22 protein-coding genes, 1 pseudogene and 1 riboswitch are annotated in these 21233 nt (G+C 67.4%); of the genes and pseudogenes, 14 read left to right on the top strand and 9 right to left on the bottom strand.

All coding sequences use genetic code 11. The features are described from left to right. Nucleotides 1-212: 212 nt before the first annotated feature. Nucleotides 213-404: a hypothetical protein gene (locus ACP7AG_RS20405; RefSeq protein ID WP_426012783.1), complete on the bottom strand. Its 192-nt coding sequence runs from the start codon at nucleotides 402-404 to the stop codon at nucleotides 213-215. 19 nt (nucleotides 405-423) lie between these two features. On the opposite strand from ACP7AG_RS20405, the gene ACP7AG_RS20400 reads away from it, so the two are divergent. Next, on the top strand, nucleotides 424-963 hold the full coding sequence (locus ACP7AG_RS20400) for a hypothetical protein (RefSeq protein ID WP_426033176.1): 540 nt from the start codon (nucleotides 424-426) through the stop codon (nucleotides 961-963). A gap of 24 nt (nucleotides 964-987) precedes the next feature. On the opposite strand, the gene ACP7AG_RS20395 is transcribed toward ACP7AG_RS20400, so the two are convergent. The 3 genes from ACP7AG_RS20395 to pcaF are packed head-to-tail and all read right to left on the bottom strand — an operon-like array spanning nucleotide 988 to nucleotide 4420. After that, a complete protein-coding gene (locus ACP7AG_RS20395; RefSeq protein ID WP_426033174.1) occupies nucleotides 988-2544 on the bottom strand; it encodes a carboxylesterase/lipase family protein in 1557 nt (518 codons plus the stop codon). Next, nucleotides 2541-3158, bottom strand: a complete 618-nt coding sequence (locus ACP7AG_RS20390; RefSeq protein ID WP_426012778.1) for a peptidylprolyl isomerase — start codon at nucleotides 3156-3158, stop codon at nucleotides 2541-2543. The genes ACP7AG_RS20395 and ACP7AG_RS20390 overlap by 4 nt, the downstream gene beginning before the upstream one ends. 59 nt (nucleotides 3159-3217) lie before the next feature. Next, entirely contained in the window at nucleotides 3218-4420 is a 1203-nt protein-coding gene (gene pcaF, locus ACP7AG_RS20385; RefSeq protein ID WP_426033172.1) for a 3-oxoadipyl-CoA thiolase, read from the bottom strand. Between the two features lie 121 nt (nucleotides 4421-4541). On the opposite strand from pcaF, the gene ACP7AG_RS20380 reads away from it, so the two are divergent. Beyond that, nucleotides 4542-4973, top strand: a complete 432-nt coding sequence (locus tag ACP7AG_RS20380) for a GNAT family N-acetyltransferase (RefSeq protein WP_426033170.1) — start codon at nucleotides 4542-4544, stop codon at nucleotides 4971-4973. A 144-nt stretch (nucleotides 4974-5117) separates the two neighbouring features. Here the strand turns inward: ACP7AG_RS20380 and ACP7AG_RS20375 are convergent, their stop codons facing one another. Continuing rightward, entirely contained in the window at nucleotides 5118-6755 is a 1638-nt protein-coding gene (locus tag ACP7AG_RS20375; protein ID WP_426033168.1) for a pectate lyase, read from the bottom strand. A 509-nt stretch (nucleotides 6756-7264) separates the two neighbouring features. Between ACP7AG_RS20375 and ACP7AG_RS20370 the strand changes: the two genes are divergently transcribed. The 5 genes from ACP7AG_RS20370 (at nucleotide 7265) to ACP7AG_RS20350 (ending at nucleotide 12178) form a co-directional block, all read left to right on the top strand. Then, on the top strand, nucleotides 7265-7435 hold the full coding sequence (locus ACP7AG_RS20370) for a hypothetical protein (protein WP_426012771.1): 171 nt from the start codon (nucleotides 7265-7267) through the stop codon (nucleotides 7433-7435). A 100-nt stretch (nucleotides 7436-7535) separates the two neighbouring features. Continuing rightward, nucleotides 7536-8588: a sensor histidine kinase gene (locus ACP7AG_RS20365; protein WP_426033166.1), complete on the top strand. Its 1053-nt coding sequence runs from the start codon at nucleotides 7536-7538 to the stop codon at nucleotides 8586-8588. 64 nt (nucleotides 8589-8652) lie between these two features. Further along, entirely contained in the window at nucleotides 8653-10533 is a 1881-nt protein-coding gene (locus ACP7AG_RS20360; protein ID WP_426033164.1) for a transglycosylase domain-containing protein, read from the top strand. Between the two features lie 148 nt (nucleotides 10534-10681). After that, nucleotides 10682-11854, top strand: a complete 1173-nt coding sequence (locus ACP7AG_RS20355; protein WP_426033162.1) for an IMCp domain-containing protein — start codon at nucleotides 10682-10684, stop codon at nucleotides 11852-11854. A gap of 123 nt (nucleotides 11855-11977) precedes the next feature. Continuing rightward, nucleotides 11978-12178, top strand: coding sequence for a hypothetical protein (locus ACP7AG_RS20350; RefSeq protein WP_426012766.1), 201 nt, complete (start codon nucleotides 11978-11980; stop codon nucleotides 12176-12178). A gap of 3 nt (nucleotides 12179-12181) precedes the next feature. On the opposite strand, the gene ACP7AG_RS20345 is transcribed toward ACP7AG_RS20350, so the two are convergent. Both ACP7AG_RS20345 and ACP7AG_RS20340 read right to left on the bottom strand, forming a co-directional pair. Further along, nucleotides 12182-12853 (bottom strand): aspartate/glutamate racemase family protein, encoded by a 672-nt coding sequence (locus tag ACP7AG_RS20345; RefSeq protein ID WP_426033160.1) that lies wholly within the window; start codon nucleotides 12851-12853, stop codon nucleotides 12182-12184. Next, the gene (locus ACP7AG_RS20340) at nucleotides 12846-13847 is read right to left on the bottom strand and encodes a D-cysteine desulfhydrase (protein WP_426033158.1); all 1002 of its coding nucleotides are present in this window, start codon (nucleotides 13845-13847) and stop codon (nucleotides 12846-12848) included. The genes ACP7AG_RS20345 and ACP7AG_RS20340 overlap by 8 nt, the downstream gene beginning before the upstream one ends. Before the next feature lie 179 nt (nucleotides 13848-14026). Here ACP7AG_RS20340 and ACP7AG_RS20335 point away from each other — a divergent pair, with 179 nt between their 5' ends. From ACP7AG_RS20335 to ACP7AG_RS20315, 5 genes are all read left to right on the top strand, one after another. Beyond that, nucleotides 14027-14581: a tetratricopeptide repeat protein gene (locus tag ACP7AG_RS20335; protein ID WP_426012760.1), complete on the top strand. Its 555-nt coding sequence runs from the start codon at nucleotides 14027-14029 to the stop codon at nucleotides 14579-14581. 49 nt (nucleotides 14582-14630) lie between these two features. Further along, nucleotides 14631-15017, top strand: coding sequence for a hypothetical protein (locus ACP7AG_RS20330; RefSeq protein WP_426033156.1), 387 nt, complete (start codon nucleotides 14631-14633; stop codon nucleotides 15015-15017). Nucleotides 15018-15037: 20 nt separating this feature from the next. Then, on the top strand, nucleotides 15038-15886 hold the full coding sequence (gene ypfJ, locus ACP7AG_RS20325; protein WP_426012757.1) for a KPN_02809 family neutral zinc metallopeptidase: 849 nt from the start codon (nucleotides 15038-15040) through the stop codon (nucleotides 15884-15886). Nucleotides 15887-16036: 150 nt separating this feature from the next. Beyond that, nucleotides 16037-16142, top strand: a riboswitch (TPP riboswitch). 71 nt (nucleotides 16143-16213) lie between these two features. After that, entirely contained in the window at nucleotides 16214-18073 is a 1860-nt protein-coding gene (gene thiC / locus ACP7AG_RS20320) for a phosphomethylpyrimidine synthase ThiC (RefSeq protein ID WP_426033154.1), read from the top strand. A gap of 2 nt (nucleotides 18074-18075) precedes the next feature. Beyond that, the gene (locus tag ACP7AG_RS20315) at nucleotides 18076-18585 is read left to right on the top strand and encodes a hypothetical protein (protein WP_426033152.1); all 510 of its coding nucleotides are present in this window, start codon (nucleotides 18076-18078) and stop codon (nucleotides 18583-18585) included. Here ACP7AG_RS20315 and ACP7AG_RS20310 read toward each other — a convergent pair. Beyond that, nucleotides 18582-20051 (bottom strand): MFS transporter, encoded by a 1470-nt coding sequence (locus tag ACP7AG_RS20310; RefSeq protein WP_426012752.1) that lies wholly within the window; start codon nucleotides 20049-20051, stop codon nucleotides 18582-18584. The two genes, ACP7AG_RS20315 and ACP7AG_RS20310, sit on opposite strands and share 4 nt — an antisense overlap. A 75-nt stretch (nucleotides 20052-20126) precedes the next feature. Here ACP7AG_RS20310 and ACP7AG_RS20305 point away from each other — a divergent pair, with 75 nt between their 5' ends. Continuing rightward, nucleotides 20127-20429, top strand: a complete 303-nt coding sequence (locus tag ACP7AG_RS20305) for a UvrB/UvrC motif-containing protein (RefSeq protein WP_426012750.1) — start codon at nucleotides 20127-20129, stop codon at nucleotides 20427-20429. A gap of 50 nt (nucleotides 20430-20479) precedes the next feature. Continuing rightward, the gene (locus ACP7AG_RS20300) at nucleotides 20480-20833 is read left to right on the top strand and encodes a DUF1428 domain-containing protein (RefSeq protein WP_426012749.1); all 354 of its coding nucleotides are present in this window, start codon (nucleotides 20480-20482) and stop codon (nucleotides 20831-20833) included. A 299-nt stretch (nucleotides 20834-21132) separates the two neighbouring features. On the opposite strand, the pseudogene ACP7AG_RS20295 reads toward ACP7AG_RS20300, so the two are convergent. Next, nucleotides 21133-21233: pseudogene (locus ACP7AG_RS20295) on the bottom strand (IS5/IS1182 family transposase); the annotation flags it as partial.

Here is a 21233-nt window from a genome sequence, read left to right as displayed (position 1 = left end):
GCCCACTGCCGATCCGATAACCAGAACTCTCCAGCCATGATCCACCTCCGTTCCAAAGAGTGAATCACAGCAAGAATGCTCAATCAATACCTTGATTGGGTTTTGACCCTAGAGCATTTCCCGACCTGACTGCGTCAGGCCGTGAGCTCTAGTTTTTTGTTCTGACGCATTTTTCTTCACGCGAACCGGAACCACTTCGCTCGAAAAATGCCCTAGACCTTGCCGCCGGGACTGTTCTTAAAGGTGTCGCCCACCTCGGCGGCGTCGCCGCCGTCGGGACCCGCCGTGCGGCGTTCCTTGTGACCGGTCTTCACCGTGTCGTGCTCGGAGACCAGCCCTGGGCGGTCGCCAAGGGGTAGGGCGGCATTAGCCTCGCGGCCGGGGCTGTTGATCTTGTCGGCCATGTTGGCTCCTTGCCAATGCATGGAAAGGAAAGCCTTAGACGCGGCCCTGAGTTCCGACCTTGACCGCACGGAACACCACGGCGGCGTCGATCGTTGCGAGGCCATGGCGCGCAAGCTCAAGGTATTTTCCTGGTCCGACGGCCTCCACGACTACACGGTGGCCACGACGTCGCGCGCCAAGGCCCTGGAGGCCTGGGATATCGGCCGCGACCTGTTCAAGGACGGCACGGCCAAGGCGGTCGAGACGGGCGCCGCTTTCGACGCCGCGGTGGCCACGCCAGACACGGTGATCACCCGGCTCGCCGGCGGATTGAGCGCGGCGCTGAAGGCCCTGCCGGCCAAGGCCCGCCGCAAACCCTCCAAGGCGGAGACCGCGCGGGCCGAGGCGCTGGCCGGGCTGCGGGCCGAACTGAAGGCGCTGGAGGACGAGGCCGAGGCCTCCGAAGTGGCCTTCGCCGAGCGGCGCGGGACGCTGGAGGCCGAAGAGGCGGCGGCCAACGAAGGCTTTGCGACGCGGCGGGCGGCCCTGGAAAATGCGACCAAGGCGACGGGAAAGTAGGTCCTCCCCCACAGGGGTGGGACTTTATTTCTCCACGCTCTCCAGCAACCGCAGCCGGGCAATGTCCGGATCGGCCACCAGCCGCGTCTCCGGCCCGATCAGCATCTTCTTCGGCGACGTCTCAGGCGTGTAGGCGGTCCACGGTGGCAGGCCCGGGCCATTGGGGTCGCCAGACCGCGCGAAATTCACCCAATAGGACGACATCTGGTCGGCCACGCGGCGATCGACGGCGTCCACCGTCCAGGTCTTGAGGATCTCCGGGTGGTCGAACACATAGACGATGTCGGCCGAATGGAAGGCGCCGAAGCTCTTGCCGCGATTGTTCGCCCCGAACCAGTCGTCCGGCGTCTTGGGCGCATGGTCGAAGCGGTAGACATAGACGGGCGCCTTGCCTGTGCGGGACTGGGCCGTGGCCCAGCGCCAGGTTGGCAGGCCCATCCACAGGTCGCCGGCATACATGACCCGCGAGGCCTGGGCCGTGGCGGCCGGATCGGCCGGATAAAGCGCCAGGGCCTCGCCAACCCGCGCGCCGAAGCGCTCGGCCAGCACCTGCTGCAGGGCCTTGGCGCCAAACACGCCGCCTTCCATCAGGCTGCCCTCGTCATGGTTCCAGCCGACCAGCAGCGGCACGTCCGACTGCTGGTGGTCGTCGAAGGTAGCGGGGGCGGAGGCCGGAAGGATCCAGCCGTCGAGGAGGGGGCCGAAGTTCAGGCCGGTGTCGGGCGCGACCCATAAGGCCAGGATCTCGGCCGACGAGCGGCCGCGCAGCTGAGCCAGGGTCTGGCCGCCCAGGGCCTTGCCGAACGCCACGCCCACCGCCTCGCCCTGGGCCAGGGTCTTGTCATCGCCCAGCATGCCGAAGGCCGAGCCGCTCTCGCCGATGGCGCGGTGAAACAGGCCCTTGGCCTGGGGCGAGATCATCAGTCGGCTGACGGCGTCTGATCCCGCCGACTCCCCGGCGATGGTGACGTTGTTCGGGTCGCCACCGAAGGTCTTGGCGTTGTCGCGCACCCAGCGCAGGGCGGCGATCATGTCGGCCAGGGCCTGGTCGCCGCTGGCGTGGTTCGGCGATTCGGCCGTCAGTTCGGGATGGGCCAGGAAGCCGAAGGCGCCAAGGCGATAGTTGATGGTCACCACCACCACGCCCTTGCGGGCCAGACCCACGCCGTCGTGACGCGGCTCGGCGCCCGACCCCGCGCCATAGCCGCCGCCGTGGATCCAGAAGAACACCGGCAGGGCCTGGCCCGGCTTCGCGGCGGTGCTGACGTTCAGATATAGGCAGTCCTCGCTCATCGACGGGGTGAAGGGGTCAAGGTCGGCGTAGCGCTTGGGCTGCAGGCAGTTGGGGGAGAAGGCGTCAGCGGGACGCACGCCGGTCCAGGGCTGGACGGGGGCCGGCGGCTTCCAGCGGCGCTCGCCGGTCGGCGGGGCGGCGTAGGGCAGGCCCCTGTAGACGCGCACGCCGTCAGGCGCGGCGGGGGTGGCGGCGATCTCACCGCCAGTGACCTTCAAGGTCTGGGCGGCGGCGGGTGTGGCCAGCAACGCCAGGACCAGCAAGGCCAGGGCGAAGGCGCGGATCATGCGGCGGCCCGTTTCATGCTGAGGATTTGAACCGGGGGGTTCAGGAACTCGCCCTTCATCGCCGGCACGGGAGCGGGACCGTCGCTGCGTAGGGCCAGGATCGTCTTGACGATCGCCAGGCCCTCGACGACCTGGCCGAACGCCGCGAAGCCCTGGTTGTCGCCAGGCGCGCCCGGATGGGCGTCGAGATAGGGCAGGGGATTGGCGCAAATGAAGAAGTCGGCCGTGGCGGTGCCGGGCGCATTGCGAGTGATCGAAATCGTCCCGGCCTTGTGCTTCAGGCCGGTTGTCCGCGTGCTTTCATGGGCGATCGGGGCGAAACGCCGGGCCCGAGCTGCGGGTCCGCCCTGGATCGTCCCCGCGCCCTTGACGCCCTTGGTGCGCGCCGCCCGATAGATCGTGCCGCCGTCGTATTTGTGGGCGTCCACATAGCGCAGGAAGTTGCCGGCGGTGATTGGGGCCTTGGCGGTTTCCAGCTCGACCACGATGGCGCCGTGATTGGTCTGGATGACCACGCGCGGCTTAGCTGTCGCCGCCAGGGCGTCTAGGGGACTAGCCGCCAGCAGTCCGGCGGCGCCCAGCAGGCTTCGACGGCGGATCGTTGCGCTGTCCATCTTGGTCCTCCTTGATCTTCCACGATGCTTAGCGCGTGGGGAGAGGAAGAGGCGAGGCCCTAAACGCGCTCTACGACCATGGCGATGCCTTGGCCGACGCCGATGCACATGGTCGCCAAGCCATACCGGGCGCCGCGCCGGTGAAGTTCCTCGACCAGGGTCAGGCCCAGCCGCGCCCCGCTCATGCCCAGGGGGTGACCCAGGGCGATCGCGCCGCCGTTGGGGTTCACGTGGTCGCCGTCGTCGGGCAGGCCCAGGTCGCGCAGCACGGCCAGGCCCTGGGCGGCGAAGGCCTCGTTGAGCTCCACCACATCGATATCGTTGATCGACAGGCCCACCCGGGCCAGCAGCTTGCGCGTCGCCGGCACGGGGCCGATGCCCATGACCCGGGGCTCGACCCCGCCGGCCGCCACGCCCAGCACCCGGGCGCGCGGCGTCAGGCCGTGGGCCTTCACGGCGGCCTCGGAGGCGACGATCAAGGCGGCGGCGCCGTCATTGACCCCCGAGGCGTTGCCGGCGGTGATCGTGCCGTCGGGACGGACGATGGGCTTCAGCGCCGACAGCGCCTCGATGGTGGTGGTGCGCGGGTGCTCGTCCTTGCTGACAACCACCGGGTCGCCCTTGCGCTGGGGCAGGGTGACGGGGACAATCTCGGCGTCGAAACGGCCGCTGGCCTGGGCGGTGGCGGCGCGGGCCTGGCTGCGCAGGGCGAAGGCGTCCTGGTCGGCGCGGCTGACGTTCCAGTCGGTGGCGACGTTCTCGGCGGTCTCGGGCATGGAATCGACGCCGTAAGCCTTGCGCATGGCCGGATTGACGAACCGCCAGCCGATGGTGGTGTCGAAGATCTCGGCGTTGCGCGAGAAGGCGCTGTCGGCCTTGCCCATCACGAAGGGCGCGCGGCTCATGCTCTCGACGCCACCGGCGATCATCAACTGGGCCTCGCCCGACTTGATGGCCCGCGCGGCCACGCCCAGGGCGTCCAAGCCCGAGCCACACAGCCGGTTGATGGTCGACCCGCTGGCGGTCGCGGGCAAACCGGCCAGTAGGGCCCCCATGCGGGCCACGTTTCGGTTGTCCTCGCCGGCCTGGTTGGCGCAGCCCAGCACCACGTCGTCCAGCGCGCCCCAGTCGACGCCGCCGTTGCGGGCCATCAGCGCCGCCAACGGGATCGCCGCTAGGTCGTCGGCCCGTACACTCGACAACGCCCCGCCGTAGCGGCCGATCGGCGTGCGGATGGCGTCGCAGATGAAGGCGTCGGTCATGGGCGGTGGCTTTCGAACGGGTGTTTGACACACCCTAGCCACCCTCGGCGTGGGATCAAGATCAGTCCTCGCAGCCACCTCCCCCGTTTCATGGGTGAGGAGATCTGGGCTAGCGTCTCCCATGACCTTCACCCCCGTGATCCGCGAGACCGACAAGCCGTCGCTAGCCTCCTATCAGCAAGGCCTGAAGGTCCTGCGCGCGACCACGACCGACGCGGTCGGCCCGCCCGACAACCACGACTTCGCGCTATTGATCACGGCGCCCGGCGACACGACGGTGCGCGGCGGCCTGTGGGGACAGTCGCGGTGGGGCGCGTTCTATGTGGACATGCTGGTGGTGCCCGAGGACTTGCAGCACATGGGCATGGGCACGAGCCTGATGCAGCGCGGGGAGACCGAGGCCCGCGGGCGCGGCTGCCACCTGATGTGGCTCGACACCTACGCCTTCCAGGCCCGCCCGTTCTACGAACGCCTGGGCTTCGAGGTGTTCGGCCAACTGGACGGATCGGAACCGATCTATCCGCGCTGGTTCATGCGCAAGGTGCTGGCCTAGAGCATTTCCCGACCTGACTGCGTCAGGCCGTGAGCTCTAATCTTTTGTTTTGAAGCATTTTTCTTCACGCGAACCGGAACCACTTCGCTCGAAAAATGCTCTAGCGTTTGGGGACACGCGCCTGCGCGTGTCCCCATTCCAAACCTAAGCCCCCAGATAGCGGATCAGCGCCGCCATGTTTTCGATATAGGCGCCGGTAGAGATGCCCGGCTTGGGCACGTCGGCGATGTAGGGCGAGGTGTCGGTGGGATCGCCCACGCGGGTCGTGGAGAACTCACCCGGAGTCACCGTGGTCGAGCCGTCGCCGATATAGGGGTTGCTGACCGCCTTCATCTCGGTCGGCCACCAGCCCTCGGCGTTGAGCTCGGCCATCAGCTTGGCGGCGTCGGCGTCGGTGGTCTTGTCGCTGGTCTTCAGGGCGCCGACATTAAGGTCGGACACCGAGATGTCCTTGGTGGTGAAGTAGCGGGGCAGGGGACGGCGGCCGCCCTTCAGCGGCGAGTCCTTGCTGGCCACCTCGGGCGGGGTGGCCTTCAGCGCGGCGTAGCGCTTGCGCAGCTTGTCGATATTGACCGCCCTGAACGACGAGTAGTGGACGATCGTGTTCTCCCAGTGCTTGTCGACGAAGTATTCGCCGTTGAACACGTTGGAGCCGCGGCGGTGCACGTACAGCGGGTCGCCCGTGCCGATCTCGATGAAGGTGGGGTAACGCGGCTTGCCCGGAGCGATCTTGTCATTGAGCTTCAGGCTGGCCAGCCAGTCGATGGCTTCCGGAACGCGAGCCAGGTACTTCGGGTCGCCCGTCAGCTGGTAATAGTCCATCAGGTTTTCGAGGTTGCCGGCCGTGGTGTGGCTGGCGAAGGCCTTGGGCTCATAGGTGCGCGCGCCGGCCGGCTTGAGGTCGGCCACGGTGTGCTGCAGGCCCCAGCCCGGTTGCGGCTGCGGCTGCTGGGCGGCGATATAGATGTCCATGGCGCGTTGGATCGGGTCCAGCACCCGCTTGTCGCCCAGGGTCTGCCAGACCATCAGCAGGAACTTGATGTTCTCGTCGACGACGCCGTCATTGAAGGTGATGTAGCCGGTATAGTCCGGATGGCCCTTGTTCTCGAAACCACCCGATAGCGGGAAGCGCTGGGGCCAGCCACCGTTCGGATACTGGCTGTCGAGGACGAACTTGATGGCCTTGTCCAGGGCAGGCTTGAAGGCCTTGTCCTTCTTTTCCATGTAGATGCGCAGCACCAGCTGGCAGCTCTCGGCGGTGCCCTCGTCGTCGAAGGTGGCGTTGCCGTAATAGTGCTGGAATTCTTCAAGCCGCCAGCCGTTCTTGCCAATGGTGTCGTACCACTTCTGCAGCGACGCCGGCCCGGCAAGGTCGCCCATATAGTTCCAGCCGCCGGCTGGGTGCTGGATCTTGATCAGCGCGCCGGCGGCCTTGGCGGCGGCTTGGTAATAGTACTCGTCGCCGGTCGCGTGATAGGCGTCGAGGAACAGGTGACCCATGGTCGCCGTGCCGGGCGGCTGGACCCAGATCATGGTTGGGAAGGCTTCCATCTCGCCGAACCGGCGCGAGAAGTCGGGCAGATAGCTCCAGACATAGCCGCCCTCATAGGCGGCCTTCTCGGCCATGAAGGTCGAGGCCTTCTTCATGGTGGCTAGCACCTGGTCTTTCGACGGCGCCACGCCTTGGGCCAGGGCCCTCAGCGGGGCCATGGCGGCGGCGACGGCGAAGGTGGCGGTGGTGGTGGCGAGCAGGCGGCGGCGCGTCAGCGGGCTTAGCGGCATGGGTGTGACTCCGAGGGATCCCAGGCGTCAGGCCCGCGACGCTAGGGCGCGGCGATCTGGGCGTGGAGGCGGAGCGTGAGGGCTCATAAGCCTTCTGGTCCCCTGGTTTCCTCCTGGTCCGCGTCGCCGATACCTTTGCCGCCGTTGGTCGGCGCGTTGTTCGAGAAGTTATGATACCGGTGTCATGACTTGACCAGTGTCTTTTGACATAGCAAGGTTAGATGACGCCGGCGTCATCCTGTGACAGGTCGCCGCGTTGCACGTCGGCTCGTGCTCGGCGAGAACGGGCCATTGGTTTTTGAGGCGACACCGCCGCGCCAGATTTGGCAGCCCGCGACGCCGTCCTGTTGGGGAACAGGACGACGGCCCCAGGTCAGCAATGACCTGGGGCCGTTTTGATTTTTCTGACACCGGTGGCAGGGCTAAGGCGCTGTATTTGCGTGAATTTACACTGTTATGCGACCAGTGGTCACATAGGACGGCCCGTTCATCCCCCGTAAATATTCGCCATGCCTAGCCAACATGATCACTTGAACGAGGCCGAGCGCCTGGAGCGGCAAGCCGAGATCGCCGACAGCGATCACGCTCGCGACGCCCTGCGACGCATGGCCCAGACCTCGCGCCTGTCGGCCGCCTTGGTCGGCATGCTGGAAGCCAGTCGGGAAGACCATCCGGGCTGACCCGCCTCGCCCACGCTTTCAGATAAACCGCGTTTCGATACATGCATCGCTTGAATTGCCGCGCCAGCCGGTGATCATGGGCGCGTGCAGGGAGACCCGGGTGGCGGACGAGGGATCGGACAAGGCCGTTCTGGAACGCGCGGGGGCCTATTTCCTCAGCGTCGTCGAGGCCAGCCGCGATTGCATCCGGGTGATCAGCGCCGATGGCTTCGTCGAATACATGAACGCCCAGGGTCAGGCCCTGTTCGAGATCGACGATTTCGAGGGCCGCAACCGCCGTAAATACTGGCCCGACATGTGGCCCGGCGACAGCCGCGCCTTGGTCGAGGCGGGCCTGCTGCGCGCGATGGACGGCGAAGCCAGCGCCTTTCGCGCCTTCTGCCCAACCGCCAAGGGTGAGCCACGCTGGTGGGACACCACGGTCTCGCCGATCCTGGAGGCTGGCCGCGTGACCAGGGTGCTGGCCACCTCGCGCGACGTCACCGGCGAGATGCGTTCCGAGTTGCAGCGCCAACTGCTGGTCAATGAGCTGAACCACCGGGTCAAGAACACCCTGGCCACCATCCAGTCGATCGCCAGCCAGTCGCTGCGCAACGCGGGCGTCGACGTGGCCGTGCGCAACGCGTTCGAGGGCCGACTGATGGCCATCGCCGCGACACACAATGTGTTGACCGACAAGAACTGGTCCGCCGCCAGCCTGCGCCAGATCATCGACGGTTCGGTGACCCCCTATCGCGGCCACGCCGGCCAGCTGACCATCACAGGCGAGGACCTGATGGTCTCGCCCAAGCCGGCTGTCTTGATGGCTCTGGCCTTTCACGAACTGGCGATCAACGCCCTGAAGTACGGCGCCCTGTCGGTGGAGAGCGGCCATGTCGATATCCACTGGGCGGTGGAGGGCGGCGATCGGCTGAACATCGACTGGACCGAGCAGGGCGGTCCCGCCGTGCGGCCGCCCGAGCGGCGCGGTTTCGGCTCGCGGATCGTCGAGCTCGCCTTACCAGGCGAGTTGGGCGGCCAGGTCGAGGTCGACTATCGCGCCGAGGGTTTGCACTGCCGAATCAGCTCGCCGCTGTCGGCCTTGGACAAGGTCGACGCCTTCATGCAGTTACCGGCCGAGGCGGGAAGTTCGCGCGACGGACGGCGCGAATGAACCCCCAGCCTCTCAACCCGTTCTGCAAGCTTGAGCGGCGCTGAGCCGAGGAGGCGCGTCGCTGATGATCCCTGAGGACTGGAACGCCCGGCTGAAGGCGGCCTGGCTGGCCTTGAGCGCCTTTGTGGTCCGGCATCGCATCCTGGTCGGCGCAGCGACGGGCGCCTTGCTGCCGCTGTTGATCCTGCTGGTCTGGTTGGGGGCGAGCCTGCCGATCTCGCGGGCCCTGGAACCCTTGCCCAGCCGGGCGATCATCCTGCTCGACAACCAGGGCCAGCCCTTCGCCCGGCGCGGCGCCTACAAGGAGGCGCCGGTGGTCATCAAGGCGCTGCCCAAGCACGTGCCAGCGGCCTTCCTGGCTATCGAGGACCGGCGCTTCTACCACCACCTTGGCATCGACCCGATCGGCATCACCCGGGCCTTTGTCGTCAACACCAAGGCCCATCGCACGGTGCAGGGCGGCAGCACCATCACCCAGCAGTTGGCCAAGAACGCCTTCCTCAAGCCCGAGCGCAGCCTGCGCCGCAAGGGCCAGGAGGCGATGATCGCCCTGTGGCTGGAACTGCGGCTGTCCAAGGACCAGATCCTGTCGCGCTACCTGTCCAGCATCTATTTCGGCGACGGGGTCTATGGCCTGGGCGCGGCCGCCCGGCACTATTTCGGCAAGGCACCAGAGCAACTGAGCATCGGCGAGGCGGCGATCCTGGCCGGGATCGTCAAGGCGCCGGTCGATCTGGATCCCGTCGATCATCCCGAGGCGGCGGGCCGCAGGGCGCGGCTAGTGCTCAACGCCATGGTCGAGACCAAGGTGATCACGGCCCAGCAGGCCAAGGACGCCGGCCATGTCAATGTCCAGGTGGCCCGCGCCGCCTTGCCCGTTGGAGGCTATTTCGCCGACTGGATCTCGCCCCAGGTGAAGTCGGCCTTCGATGGCGCGGCCTATGGCGAGGTCCGCGTGCCAACCACCCTGGACAGCCGGCTGCAGCGCCAGGCCGAGCAGGCGGTGGCGCGGGTGCTGAAGGCGTCGGGCAAGGCCAAGGACAGCCAGGTGGCGCTGGTCGCCATGCGGCCCGATGGCAGAGTGGTGGCGATGGTCGGGGGGCGCAATTACCGCCAGAGCCCGTTCAACCGCGCCGTTCAGGCCCAGCGTCAGCCGGGCAGCGCCTTCAAGCTGTTCGTCTACCTCGCCGCCCTGCGCGACGGCGCCACGCCGGACAACCTGGTGGTGGGCGAACCGGTGACGATCGGCGGCTGGACGCCGGCCAATTACGAGGGCGGCGGCGGGCGCGATCTGACCCTGCGCGACGCCTTCGCCCAGTCCAACAACATCATTGCCGCCCGGGTGTACCAGCAGGCCGGCGGCGAGGCCGTGGTGCGGGCGGCGCGCGACCTGGGGATCACCTCGCCGCTGCGCGAGGACGACGCCACCCTGGCTCTGGGCACCGCCGAGACCAACCTGCTGGAGTTGACCAGCGCCTACGCAGCCGTGGCGTCCGGCCAGATGCCGATCCAACCCTACGGTCGTCCGCTTGCCGCACCGATCCAGACGAAACCGCTGGAGCCGGCGATGCGGGCCGAACTGCTCGACCTGATGGGGGCCGTGGTCCAGGAAGGCACCGGCCGCGCGGCGCGGTTGCCGCAGCGGGCCTATGGCAAGACCGGCACCACCCAGGACTACCGCGACGCGCTCTTTGTCGGCTTTAGCGGCGACCTGGTGCTCGGGGTGTGGGTGGGCAATGACGACCACTCGCCGATGAATCGCGTGGTCGGCGGCGACATCCCGGCCCGGATATGGAAGGATTTCATGACCAGCGGCCTGAAGGCGGGCTTGATCGCGAAGGACAGCGCGCCCGAGGGGCGCCTGCACGATGTTCCAGACGAGAATCGCGAGGTGGAGCATCCGCGCCATGTCCCGAAATGGCTGCGGCGGATCTTCGGCCTCTAGGATTTTGCCCGGACGAGCGGAATTCTGGACTGGTCCGAGCCTTGCTCCCAACACCCTGTCGCGACCCAGAATGGGACGCTTTTCGGACACGCATCGGGGGCGCGTCCGCGAGGTGCGTGGCGGCTTGGTCGGAAAAAAGGCGTTGAGTATGAACCCGAAGACAATCCTTCTGGTCGGAGCCGCGAGCTTGACGTTCGCCGCCTTGGCGCCGGCCTCGGCCGCCTTGGCCGACGGCTATCCCGCGCACGTCACACCCATCACCCGGCCCGCGCCCAAGCCGGCGCCCGCTCGCAAGCCCGCGCCCCGGCCGTCCGCCCGGGTCAAGGTCGTCGAGCGCCCGGTCTATATTGAAAGGCGGGTCGAAGTGCCCGTTGACCGTCCCGTCTATGTCGATCGCCCGGTAGACCGCATCGTCGAGAAGCGGGTCGAGGTTCCGGTCGTCAAGATCGTCGAAAGGCCAGTCGACCGTCCCGTCTATGTCGATCGCCCGGTCGATCGCATCATCGAGAAGCGGGTCGAGGTGCCCGTGGTGCGCGTCGTCGAAAAGCGCGTCGAAGTGCCCGTGGATCGTCCTGTCTATGTGGACCGCCCCGTCGATCGCATCATCGAGCGCCGCGTTGAAGTGCCGATCGATCGTCCGGTCTATGTCGATCGTCAGCAGACGGTCGTGCGTCCCGGCTGCGACTGCGACGATGACCGCGCCCATGATGATCGTGGCTATCGGGATCGCGGGCGGACCTATGGCCAGGTCGCCCAGGGCTTTGAGCGCTCGGAACAGACCTACGAGTCCAGCTCGGAACGCTACAGCGAGAGTGGCGGCTATAGCGACCAGGGCGGCGCGCTCGCCGGCGGCGGCTACTATTACGGCGGCACGACGGCCCGTACCGGGCTCGGCGGCGGCTGGGTCGGCGGCCAGTCCAGCTACGGCGGTCAGGCCTATGGCGACCATAGCTATGACCAGTCCAACTATGGCGGCCAAGCCTACGGCGGCCAAGCCTATGACGGCCGGTACCAGTCCGGCTATGGCGGCGGCCAATCCTACGGCGGCGGCTCGGCCTATGGCGCCGGCCTGGCCACCGGCGCGGCCCTGGCTTATGGCGCGACTCGCGGTCGCGGCGGCCAGTCCTACGGTGGCGGGGCCTATGGTGGCGGCCGCGCTTGGTCGGGCGGCGGGACCAGCGCCTCGGCCAGCAGCAGCGCCAGCGGTAGCGCGTCGTCCAGCGTCTCGGTGTCAGGCGGCGGCCGCTACGGCGGCGGCGGGCATGGCGGCGGCCACGGCGGCGGCTCGACTGGCGGCCAAGGCGGCTGTTGCGGCCATTAAGGCCGAAAGTAGCGCCTTCGCGCGCAAACTGTACCGCTCTGCATAGGCGCGGTGGCGGAATCGGGCATCAATGGTCCGTAGGGGGATCATTACGGCGTTGGGGCCGGCGATCAGGAGTAGGCCATGGACTCGATCCTGGTTGTCACCAAACCGTTCGACTGGGCGGTCGAACGCGAAGGCCAGGTGCTGTCGCGCCATTCAAACCAGGAGGCCGCCTATAAGGCCGCCCTCGACTATGCCAGCGCGCTCTTTGACGAGGGAGTCCGCGCCCAGGTGGCCATCAAGGCCGAGGCTCGCAGCTTCGCCCATCTCGACGGCGAATAGCGCCTAATCAGCGGCCAGGCACACCGCGACGCAGCGTTTGGCCAAGGCCTCCGTCGCGTCGATGAACGGCACGCTCAGATCGGCCGCGCCCATTACCAAAGGCACTTCCGTGCAGCCCGCGACGACGACCTGCGCGCCCTTGCCGACCAAGCGGTGGGCTAGGGAGGCCATGGTTTCGCGGCTGTCGGGACCCAGGTCGCCGTGTTTGACGCGATAGAGCAGGGCCATGAACTCCACCTGCTCGTGATCGTCCAGGGTCACGGCCTCCAGCGCCTGATGCGAAAAAGTGCGGCGATAGAGGGCCAGGGCGCCGTTTGTGCCCAGCACGCCGACCCGCTCGGCCCCCGCGGCCTGGGCGGCGAGCCCGGCAGTCTCGATCAGATCGACCAGGGGCAGGCCGCTGGCCTTCACCTCGGCCGCATAGGCATGGGCGGTGTTACAGGCGATGGCCAGCACCTGGGCGCCGGCGTCGCGCAGGCCCACGGCCATTTCGGCCAGCACCGGGCCGGCGGCGGCGTCGCTGTTGTTGCGGTCGGGAACCTTGGGGTTGATATCGACCAGCACCCGCAGGTGATCCTGCTCGCGGTTGACCGGCGTTGCGGCCTGCAGCTTGGCCAGGAAGTCCAGCGTGGCGGCGGGGCCCATGCCGCCGAGGACGCCCAGGGTCTTAGACAAGCGCCGCCTCCATCTCGCTCTGGTACCCGAACAACCCCTGGGCGCCGCCGGTGTGCAGGAAGACCACCCGCTCGCCCGCGAACGCGCCCTTGCGGGCCTGGTCGATCAGGCCCTTCATCGCCTTGCCGGAATAGACCGGGTCCAGCAGCAGGCCCTCGGTGCGGGCCGCCAGGGTCAGGGCGTCGATGACGCCCTGGTCGATGAGGCCATAGCCGGCGCCGACATAGTCGCAGTCGGCCATCACCATTTCGCGCGTCACCCGGCCCGCTGCGCCGATTGTCTCGGCGGTGGCGACGGCCAGGTTGAAGACGTTCTCCTCCTGCTTGGCCTTGGGCGCGCGGACGCCGAAGCCAAGGATGGGGACGTCCACGCTGAGCGCCGCGAAACCGGCCACCAGGCCCGCATGGGTGCCGGCGCTGCCGGTGGCTGTGACCAGGCGATCGATCTTCAGGTCCATCGTGTCGGCCTGGACCACCAACTCGCGGGCGCAGTCGACATAGCCCAGGGCGCCGACCGTATTGGAGCCGCCGCCGGGGATGACATAGGGCTTGCCGCCGCGCTGACGCACTGCCTCGGCCGAGGCCTCAAGCTCGGCCACCATGTCGGTCCCGCCCGGCACGAAGCGGATCGAAGCGCCCATGAGCCGGTCGAGCAGGACGTTGCCGTTGCCGATGTAGTCCGACGCCTTGGAGCCTGTGCGCTCCTCCAGGATGATCTCGCTCTTCAGGCCAAGGCGCGCGCCGGCGGCGATGGTCTGGCGCACGTGGTTGGACTGCACCGCGCCCTGGGTGACCAGGGTGTCGGCGCCCTGGGCCAGGGCCTCGCCGAGCAGGAACTCCAGCTTGCGGGTCTTGTTGCCGCCGCCGGCTAGGCCGGTGCAGTCGTCGCGTTTGACCCACAGGTCGACGCCGAGCTCGGCGCCCAGGCGGGGCAGGGGCTCCAGCGGCGTGGGCAGGTGGGCGAAACGGGCGCGGGGGAAGCGGGCCAGGTGCATGCGAGGCGTCTCTGCTGAGGGAACCGGCGGTCGTCGATCCACCTACAGCCTCGCGCGCAGTCGTGCTATGGTCGGGCGCAGAAAAGCACGGCCCGGCGTGGCTTCCTCGTGAAGTCGGGCACGCGACGGCCCCCCGCCGCGCCCCCGCCAGAAGGCCGCGCGCCTTTGGGAGGAACGCCATGAGTTCGATCCGGTCCACCGTTCTTGTCGCCGCCGCAGTCCTTGCCGCTGGAACCGCCCACGCCTCGACCCTGATCATCGGCGGCGGCGCGGCCAAGGATTGTTCCAACGCCGCGCTCAACGGCCGCGCCGACAAGGCTTCGGTCACCACCTGCACCGTTGCGCTGGACATCGAGACCCTGAACTTCCGAGACAGGGCCCGCACCTATGTCAATCGCGGCGTGCTCTACATGCGCCAGCGGGACTTCAACGGCGCTGTCAGTGATTTCGACTCCGCTTCCAGGATCGATCCGAACCTGGGCGAGGCCTTCGTCAATCGCGGCGCGGCCTTCGTCGGAACCCAGCGCTATGATGAGGGCTTGAGCCAGATCGACCAAGGCCTGGCCCTGGGGGTCAAGGATCCGGAAAAGGCGTATTACAATCGCGCCATCGCCCATGAGAACCTCGGCGACGTCACGGCCGCCTACCGCGACTATTCCAAGGCGTTGGAACTTGATCCCGCCTGGGATGCGCCGAAAAAGGAGTTGGCGCGTTTCACCGTCAAGCGACCTTGACCACGACGCCTTGCGCGCCACGATCGGGACCTCGAAACTGGAGCGCGAGATGAGCAAGGCTCGATTTTGGGCGACGACCGCGATGGCGGCCTTGGCCGTCGGCGGCCCGGCCCTGGCGCAGGTCGACCTGCGGACCTTGCGCGATCAGAACCTCATCGTGCAGCAACAGGATATCGCCCAACAGAACGCCCTGGGCGTGCAGCGCGAAGCCGCCGCCGCCCAAGGCCGTTTTTCCACCCAGCTGACCCTGCGCGACCTGGCGCTGACGCCAACCACGCCGGTTTCGCCCAGCCTGCGCCCGACCCTGCCGGCTGCTCCACCGCGCGGAGCCTCGGCCGACGACTATGCCGCCCAGGCCGAGCGCATGGACCGCTTGACCGACGCCCGCTTGGCGCAGAGCAGCGCCCGCCTGAGCGCCATCAGGCCTGCTCAATAATCAACACGGAGAACGATCGCATGGAATGGGGTGGGGGACGCCGCTCGGGCAATATCGAGGACCGTCGCGGTCTGGGGCCGGTCGGCGTGGCCGGCGGCGGCATTGGCGCGGTGGTGCTGGCGATCATTGGCTATTTCGTGTTCGGCGTGCCGCCGGAAACGACGATGAACGCCGTCAATGGCGCTCAGCAGCCGGCCGCCCAGGAGGGCGCTCGCGGCCAGGTGACGGACCAGGAAGGCCAGTTCATCGACGTGGTCGAGACCTCCAACGATGACGTCTGGGGTCCGGTCCTGGCGCGGCACAACATCAAGTACACGCCGCCCGAGGCGGTGGTGCTCTATGACCAGTCCACGGCCACCGGCTGCGGCACTGGCCAATCAGCCATGGGGCCGTTCTATTGCCCCGCCGACCACAAGGTCTATCTGGACCTGGCCTTCTGGAAGGAGCTTGAGACACGGTTCGGCGCCAAGGGCGAGTTCGCCCGTGCCTATGTGATCAGCCACGAGATCGGCCACCACGTCCAGACCCTGACCGGCGCTTCCGACCAGGCCCAGCGCATGGGCGCGCGCGGCGCGGAGAGCGGCTCGGTGCGTCTGGAGCTTCAGGCCGACTGCTATGCCGGCGTCTGGGCCAAGCACGCGCCGGAAGCCTCGGGCGGCAAGATCGCCATCAACCGCGCCGACATCGAGGACGGCCTGGGCGCGGCCGCGGCGGTCGGCGACGACGCCATCCAGGAACAGACCCAGGGACGGGTGATGCCCGACAGCTTCACCCACGGCTCCTCGGCCCAGCGCATGAAGTGGTTCGGCAAGGGCTATGACGCCGGTGATCCCGGCGCCTGCGACACGTTCTCGGCGGGAACGCTCTAGGCGCGTTGCGTCCTTCGAGGCTCGGCTGCGCCTCGCATCTCACGATGAGGACTTCAGAGCCACAGAGCTCCTCATCCTGAGGTGCCCGCGCAGCGGGCCTCGAAGGACGCACGGCCGCCCTTGACCCCCGCGTCAACCGGCCTAGTGTCCCCCTGTTCACCGGGGGGTCGCTTGCGCGGCTGAGATTGGGCGTAAGCCCTGACCCGTCGAACCTGATCCGGGTCATGCCGGCGAAGGGAGGGAACGCGGTCTTGGCGAAAACCAAGCTCGCACACCGACTTAGCGCGACACGTCCGGGTCTCCTTAACGCTTGAGGAGCGCCCGACCATGAATATCCAACTGCCTATCAAGGACGCCCCCCTTCTTAAGGAAAAGATTGGCGGCGCGATCCCGACGGGCGAGCGCCCTGGCAGCCGCAAGGTCTACCAGGCCGGCAGCCTGTTTCCCGACATCCGGGTGCCATTCCGCGAGGTGGCCGTCCACCCCAGCGCCAACGAGCCGCCGGTCACCATCTATGACCCGTCGGGCCCCTACACTGACCCCCATGCGGTGATCGACATCGAGAAGGGCCTGGAACGCTCGCGCGAGCCGTGGGTCATCGCTCGAGGCGACTGCGACCTGGTGCTCAACCCCCGCGAGGTGAAGCCCGAGGACAACGGCTTCGCCCAGGGCAAGCACCTGGCCCCGCGGTTCATGGCCAAGCGGCCGATCTTCAAGGGTCGCGCCGGCCAGAAGGTCACCCAGCTGGAATACGCCCAGGCCGGGATTATTACCGCCGAGATGGAATATGTCGCCATCCGCGAGAACCTGCGCCGCGAGCAGGACCGGCCTTGCGTACGCGATGGCGAGGACTTCGGCGCGTCGATCCCCGACTTCGTGACGCCCGAGTTCGTCCGGCAGGAAGTGGCGCGCGGCCGGGCCATCATTCCGGCCAATATCAACCACGGCGAGCTGGAGCCGATGGCGATCGGCCGCAATTTCCTGGTCAAGATCAACGCCAATATCGGCAATTCAGCGGTGCTCAGCACCGTCGCCGACGAGGTCGACAAGCTGGTCTGGGCCACCCGCTGGGGCGCCGACACGGTGATGGACCTGTCGACCGGCCGCAACATCCACAACATCCGCGACTGGATCATCCGCAACAGCAGCGTGCCGATCGGCACGGTGCCGATCTATCAGGCGCTGGAAAAGGTCAACGGCGTGGCCGAGGACCTCAACTGGGAAGTCTTCCGCGACACCCTGATCGAACAGGCCGAGCAGGGGGTGGACTATTTCACCATCCACGCCGGCGTCAGGCTCCCCTTCATCCCGCTGACGGCGAAGAGGGTGACGGGCATCGTCTCGCGCGGCGGCTCGATCATGGCCAAGTGGTGCCTGGCCCACCACAAGGAGAACTTCCTCTACGAGCGGTTCGAGGACATCTGCGAGATCATGCGCAGCTATGACGTGTCGTTCTCGCTAGGCGACGGCCTGCGTCCAGGCTCGACCGCCGACGCCAATGACGAGGCCCAGTTCGCCGAGCTGCGCACCCTGGGCGAACTGACCAAGGTGGCCTGGAAGCACGGCGTGCAGGTGATGATCGAAGGGCCGGGCCACGTGGCCATGCACAAGATCAAGGCCAACATGGATGAGCAGCTCAAGCACTGCCACGAGGCCCCCTTCTACACGCTCGGCCCGTTGACCACCGACATCGCCCCTGGCTACGACCACATCACCTCGGCGATCGGGGCGGCGATGATCGGCTGGTTCGGCACGGCCATGCTCTGCTACGTGACGCCCAAGGAGCACCTGGGCCTGCCCGACCGCGACGACGTCAAGACCGGCGTCATCACCTACAAGCTGGCCGCCCACGCCGCCGACCTGGCCAAGGGTCACCCCGGCGCGGCCATGTGGGACGACGCCATCAGCCGGGCGCGGTTCGAGTTCCGCTGGGAGGATCAGTTCAACCTGGGCCTTGACCCCGAGACCGCCCGGGCCTTCCACGACGAGACCCTGCCCAAGGAGGCGCACAAGACCGCGCACTTCTGCTCGATGTGCGGTCCCAAGTTCTGCTCGATGAAGATCAGCCACGAAGTCCGCGAATTCGCGGCTGGACTAGCGCCGAACTCCATCGAGCAGGGCATGGCTGAGATGAGCGACAAGTTCCGGGAACAGGGGTCTGAGATCTATCTGAAGACGGAGGTTTAGGTATGTTGGCCTTGATCCTGACGGCGGCGGTTCAGGCCGCCGCCTCGGCCGACGCCGACCCCTTGGCGCTGGCGCGAAAGGGGATGCAGCAGTGCTATGCGCCCAACCTGTCGGCCAAGACCTGCCAGTCCCTCGCCGGCTATGTCTTTGAGGCCGACGGGACCATCATCAACACTGCCGAGGTGCTGATCGCGTCGTCGCCAGTGGTGACACTGAAGACGGCGGAACCGGTGATCGTGAAATCGGGCGCGGTTTGCGGCCAGCTCTCGGATTTCCATGACGCGGAGGTTTTTGTGGGCGGGAAGACGGCCGATCCGGCTGTATCCGCCAAGGTGCGCGAGCAGCTTTTGGCAGCCATGGCCCCCATTCTCGGCAAGGAAATCTGCACCTACTATCTGCAGGGAAATGGGGCGATGTCGGCTTCGGCCACGCTCGATGGACAGCCGGCGCCTGCGATGACGACCACCGTGCTGTGGATCGCGCCAACGGACGGATATAGCGTCCGTCCCTAGTCGAGCGAAGAACGGTCGGGATGGGCGGGCGTTGGGGCCAAATCAGTAAGCGGCCCCACCGTCCGCGCCCGCCCGCTGAGTTCCGAGCCCGCGTCCCGGTCCAGCCGCAGATAGACGGGCAGAGCCAGCAGAGTCACCACCCCGATCGCCATATAGGGCCAGACGAAGCGCTCGGGCGTCAGGTGGGCGCCGTGGCCGCGGGCCAGGTGCAGCATCAGGCCGCCGAAGCTGACGCCAAGGGCCAGGCCCACCTGCTGGGCGACCGCCGACAGGGTTGAGGCCGCGGCGATCTGGGCCTGGGGCACGTCGGCATAGGCGATGGTGTTGGCGGCGATGAACTGGTTGGAGCGCGCGAAGCCGCCAAGGAACAGGGTTCCAGCCATCAGCAGCATCGGCGTCTCAGGCCGAAAGAAGCCCGGCGCGGCGGTCAGAATCGCGGTCGCGGTGACGAACACCGCCAGCGAGGTGCGGAAGCCGAAGCGCTTCAGGCCGGCGGCGGCGAACGGGCGGGCGATCAGTACGCCGACGCCCGTCCCCAAGGTCACCATGCTGGCCTTCAGGGGGCTCCAACCCAGGGCTACCTGCAGCAGCAGCGGCATCAGGAACGGGCTGGCCCCGATGCCCAGCCGCACGAAGGCCCCGCCCACCAGGCTGGCGCGGAAGGTGCGATATTTGAGCAAGCCCAGGTCGAGGATCGGCTTGGGCGTCACCTTGGCCTTGCGCAGGTAGAGCCAGCCCGATCCGATCGCCAAGGCTAGCACCAGCGCCACGCCCCACAGCGGCAACAACGATAGTCCCGCCGTCTCGGCCACTACCACCAGGCCGCTGATCGCCACGGCCGACAGGGTGAAGCCCAGCCAGTCGAAGCGGCCCATCTCCTGGGGTTGGCTCTTGGGCACGAAGCGCATCACCGCCGTCATGCCCAGCAGGCCGATGGGGACATTGAGGTAGAAGATCCACGGCCAGGCGGCGACGCTCAGCACCAGGCCGGCCAGGGGCGGGCCGACCAGCGGGCCGATCAGGGCCGGCATGGTGAACCAGCCCATGGCCTTGATCAGCTTGTCCTTGGGGGTCGCACCGACGACGATCAGCCGCGCCACCGGCGTCATCATCGCCCCACCGATTCCCTGGACGATGCGCGAGGCGACCAGGGTTTCCAGGCTTCGCGACAGGCCGCACAGGGCCGAGCCGGCCAGGAACACCACCATGGCGGTCATGAACACCCGCCGCGCCCCGAACCGCTCCGCCGCCCAGCCGCTGGCCGGGGTGAACACCGCCAGGGCCAGGATGTAGGAGGTCAGGGCCAGCTTCAGGTGGATGGGGTCGACGCTGAAGGCCCGGGCCAGGGTAGGCAGGGCGGTCGACAGGGCGGTGGAGTCGATGAACTCCATCAGCAGCGCGCTGGCGACGGCCAGGGAGATCAGGCGGGTCCCGCGAACGGGCGCTTCGGGCTGCACGAAAGACACGGCTAGGGCTTACGCTTGGCGTTCGCCGATCTCAAGCCTGCGCGTTATGGTCGTGAACCGCCGCCGGAGCCCGCGATGCCGTCCCAAACCCACCTGTCCGAGCTGGAGGCGGAGATGGCCCAGGCTGTCGCGGCCGAGGACTTCGAAACCGCCGCCGCCCTGCGCGATCGCATCGACCTGATCCGCCGCGACCTGCGGGTGATGGAGCAACCGGAGGCCGGCGCGCCCCAGGCCTCCTACCTGAAGCGCCAGGAGCCGGGAAAGATGGGACTGGGCACCAACCAGTCGAGCTATGTGCCGCCGGAGGGCTGGATCCCGCCCAAGAAGCCGGATCCGATGACGGCGGGGCACTCGAAGGGCGGTCGGCGGTTGAAGTAGGAGCGACCCCGCCTCGCACGTCCTTGGTCAACACAGCAAAGGAGAACGTCATGTCTTATGTCGACGGTTTCGTGATCGCGGTCCCCAAGGCCAAGATCGAGGCTTACAAGGAAATGGCTCGCCTCGGCGGCCAGGTCTGGATGGAATACGGGGCCCTGTCCTACGTCGAGTGCTTCGGTGATGACGTGCCCTACGGCGAGGTCACCTCGTTCCCGCGCGCGGTGCAGGCCAGCGAGGACGAGGTCGTGGTGTTCTCGTGGATCACCTATCGCGACAAGGCCGCCCGCGACGAGATCATGGCCAAGGTGATGGCCGACGAGCGCCTGAAGGGCTACATGGCAAACATGCCGTTCGACGGCAAACGGATGATCTTCGGCGGCTTCGAGGCGTTCCTGGAGCTGTGACTCAACGCCCGGGGCGGGGATCGAACGTGCGTCGTCCCGGGATCTTCAGGCAGTCGGCGTCCGGCTTCTGGCCGTGCTGGGGCTTGGCGACGGGATGGGGCAGGCGGGCGCCGCTCAGCTCAGAGCGCGTTTGGTTTACACAGGTGCATCGCTCCTATTCCCCGTCTTCCCGGCGAAGGCCGGGAGCCAGATTGATCCAGAGCCTCTCGTGGTTTCACCTGGGCCCCGGCCTTCGCCGGGGAGACGGAAGATTTTGAATGCCGATTCAATCTGAGCCAAAGGCGCGCTAGGGTCCAGACTCATTGAGCCCACCAGATGATGATTGCGGCGATGAAGACGGCGCTGGCGAAGATGGCGGCGAGTTTGTCGTAGCGGGTTGCGACGCGCCGCCAGTCTTTGA

This window comes from Caulobacter sp. DWP3-1-3b2 (genome assembly GCF_049896325.1).
Lineage (GTDB): Bacteria > Pseudomonadota > Alphaproteobacteria > Caulobacterales > Caulobacteraceae > Caulobacter.
The sequence above is the reverse complement of the archived record's forward strand: the minus strand, read 5'-3'. Positions and strand labels throughout refer to the sequence as shown.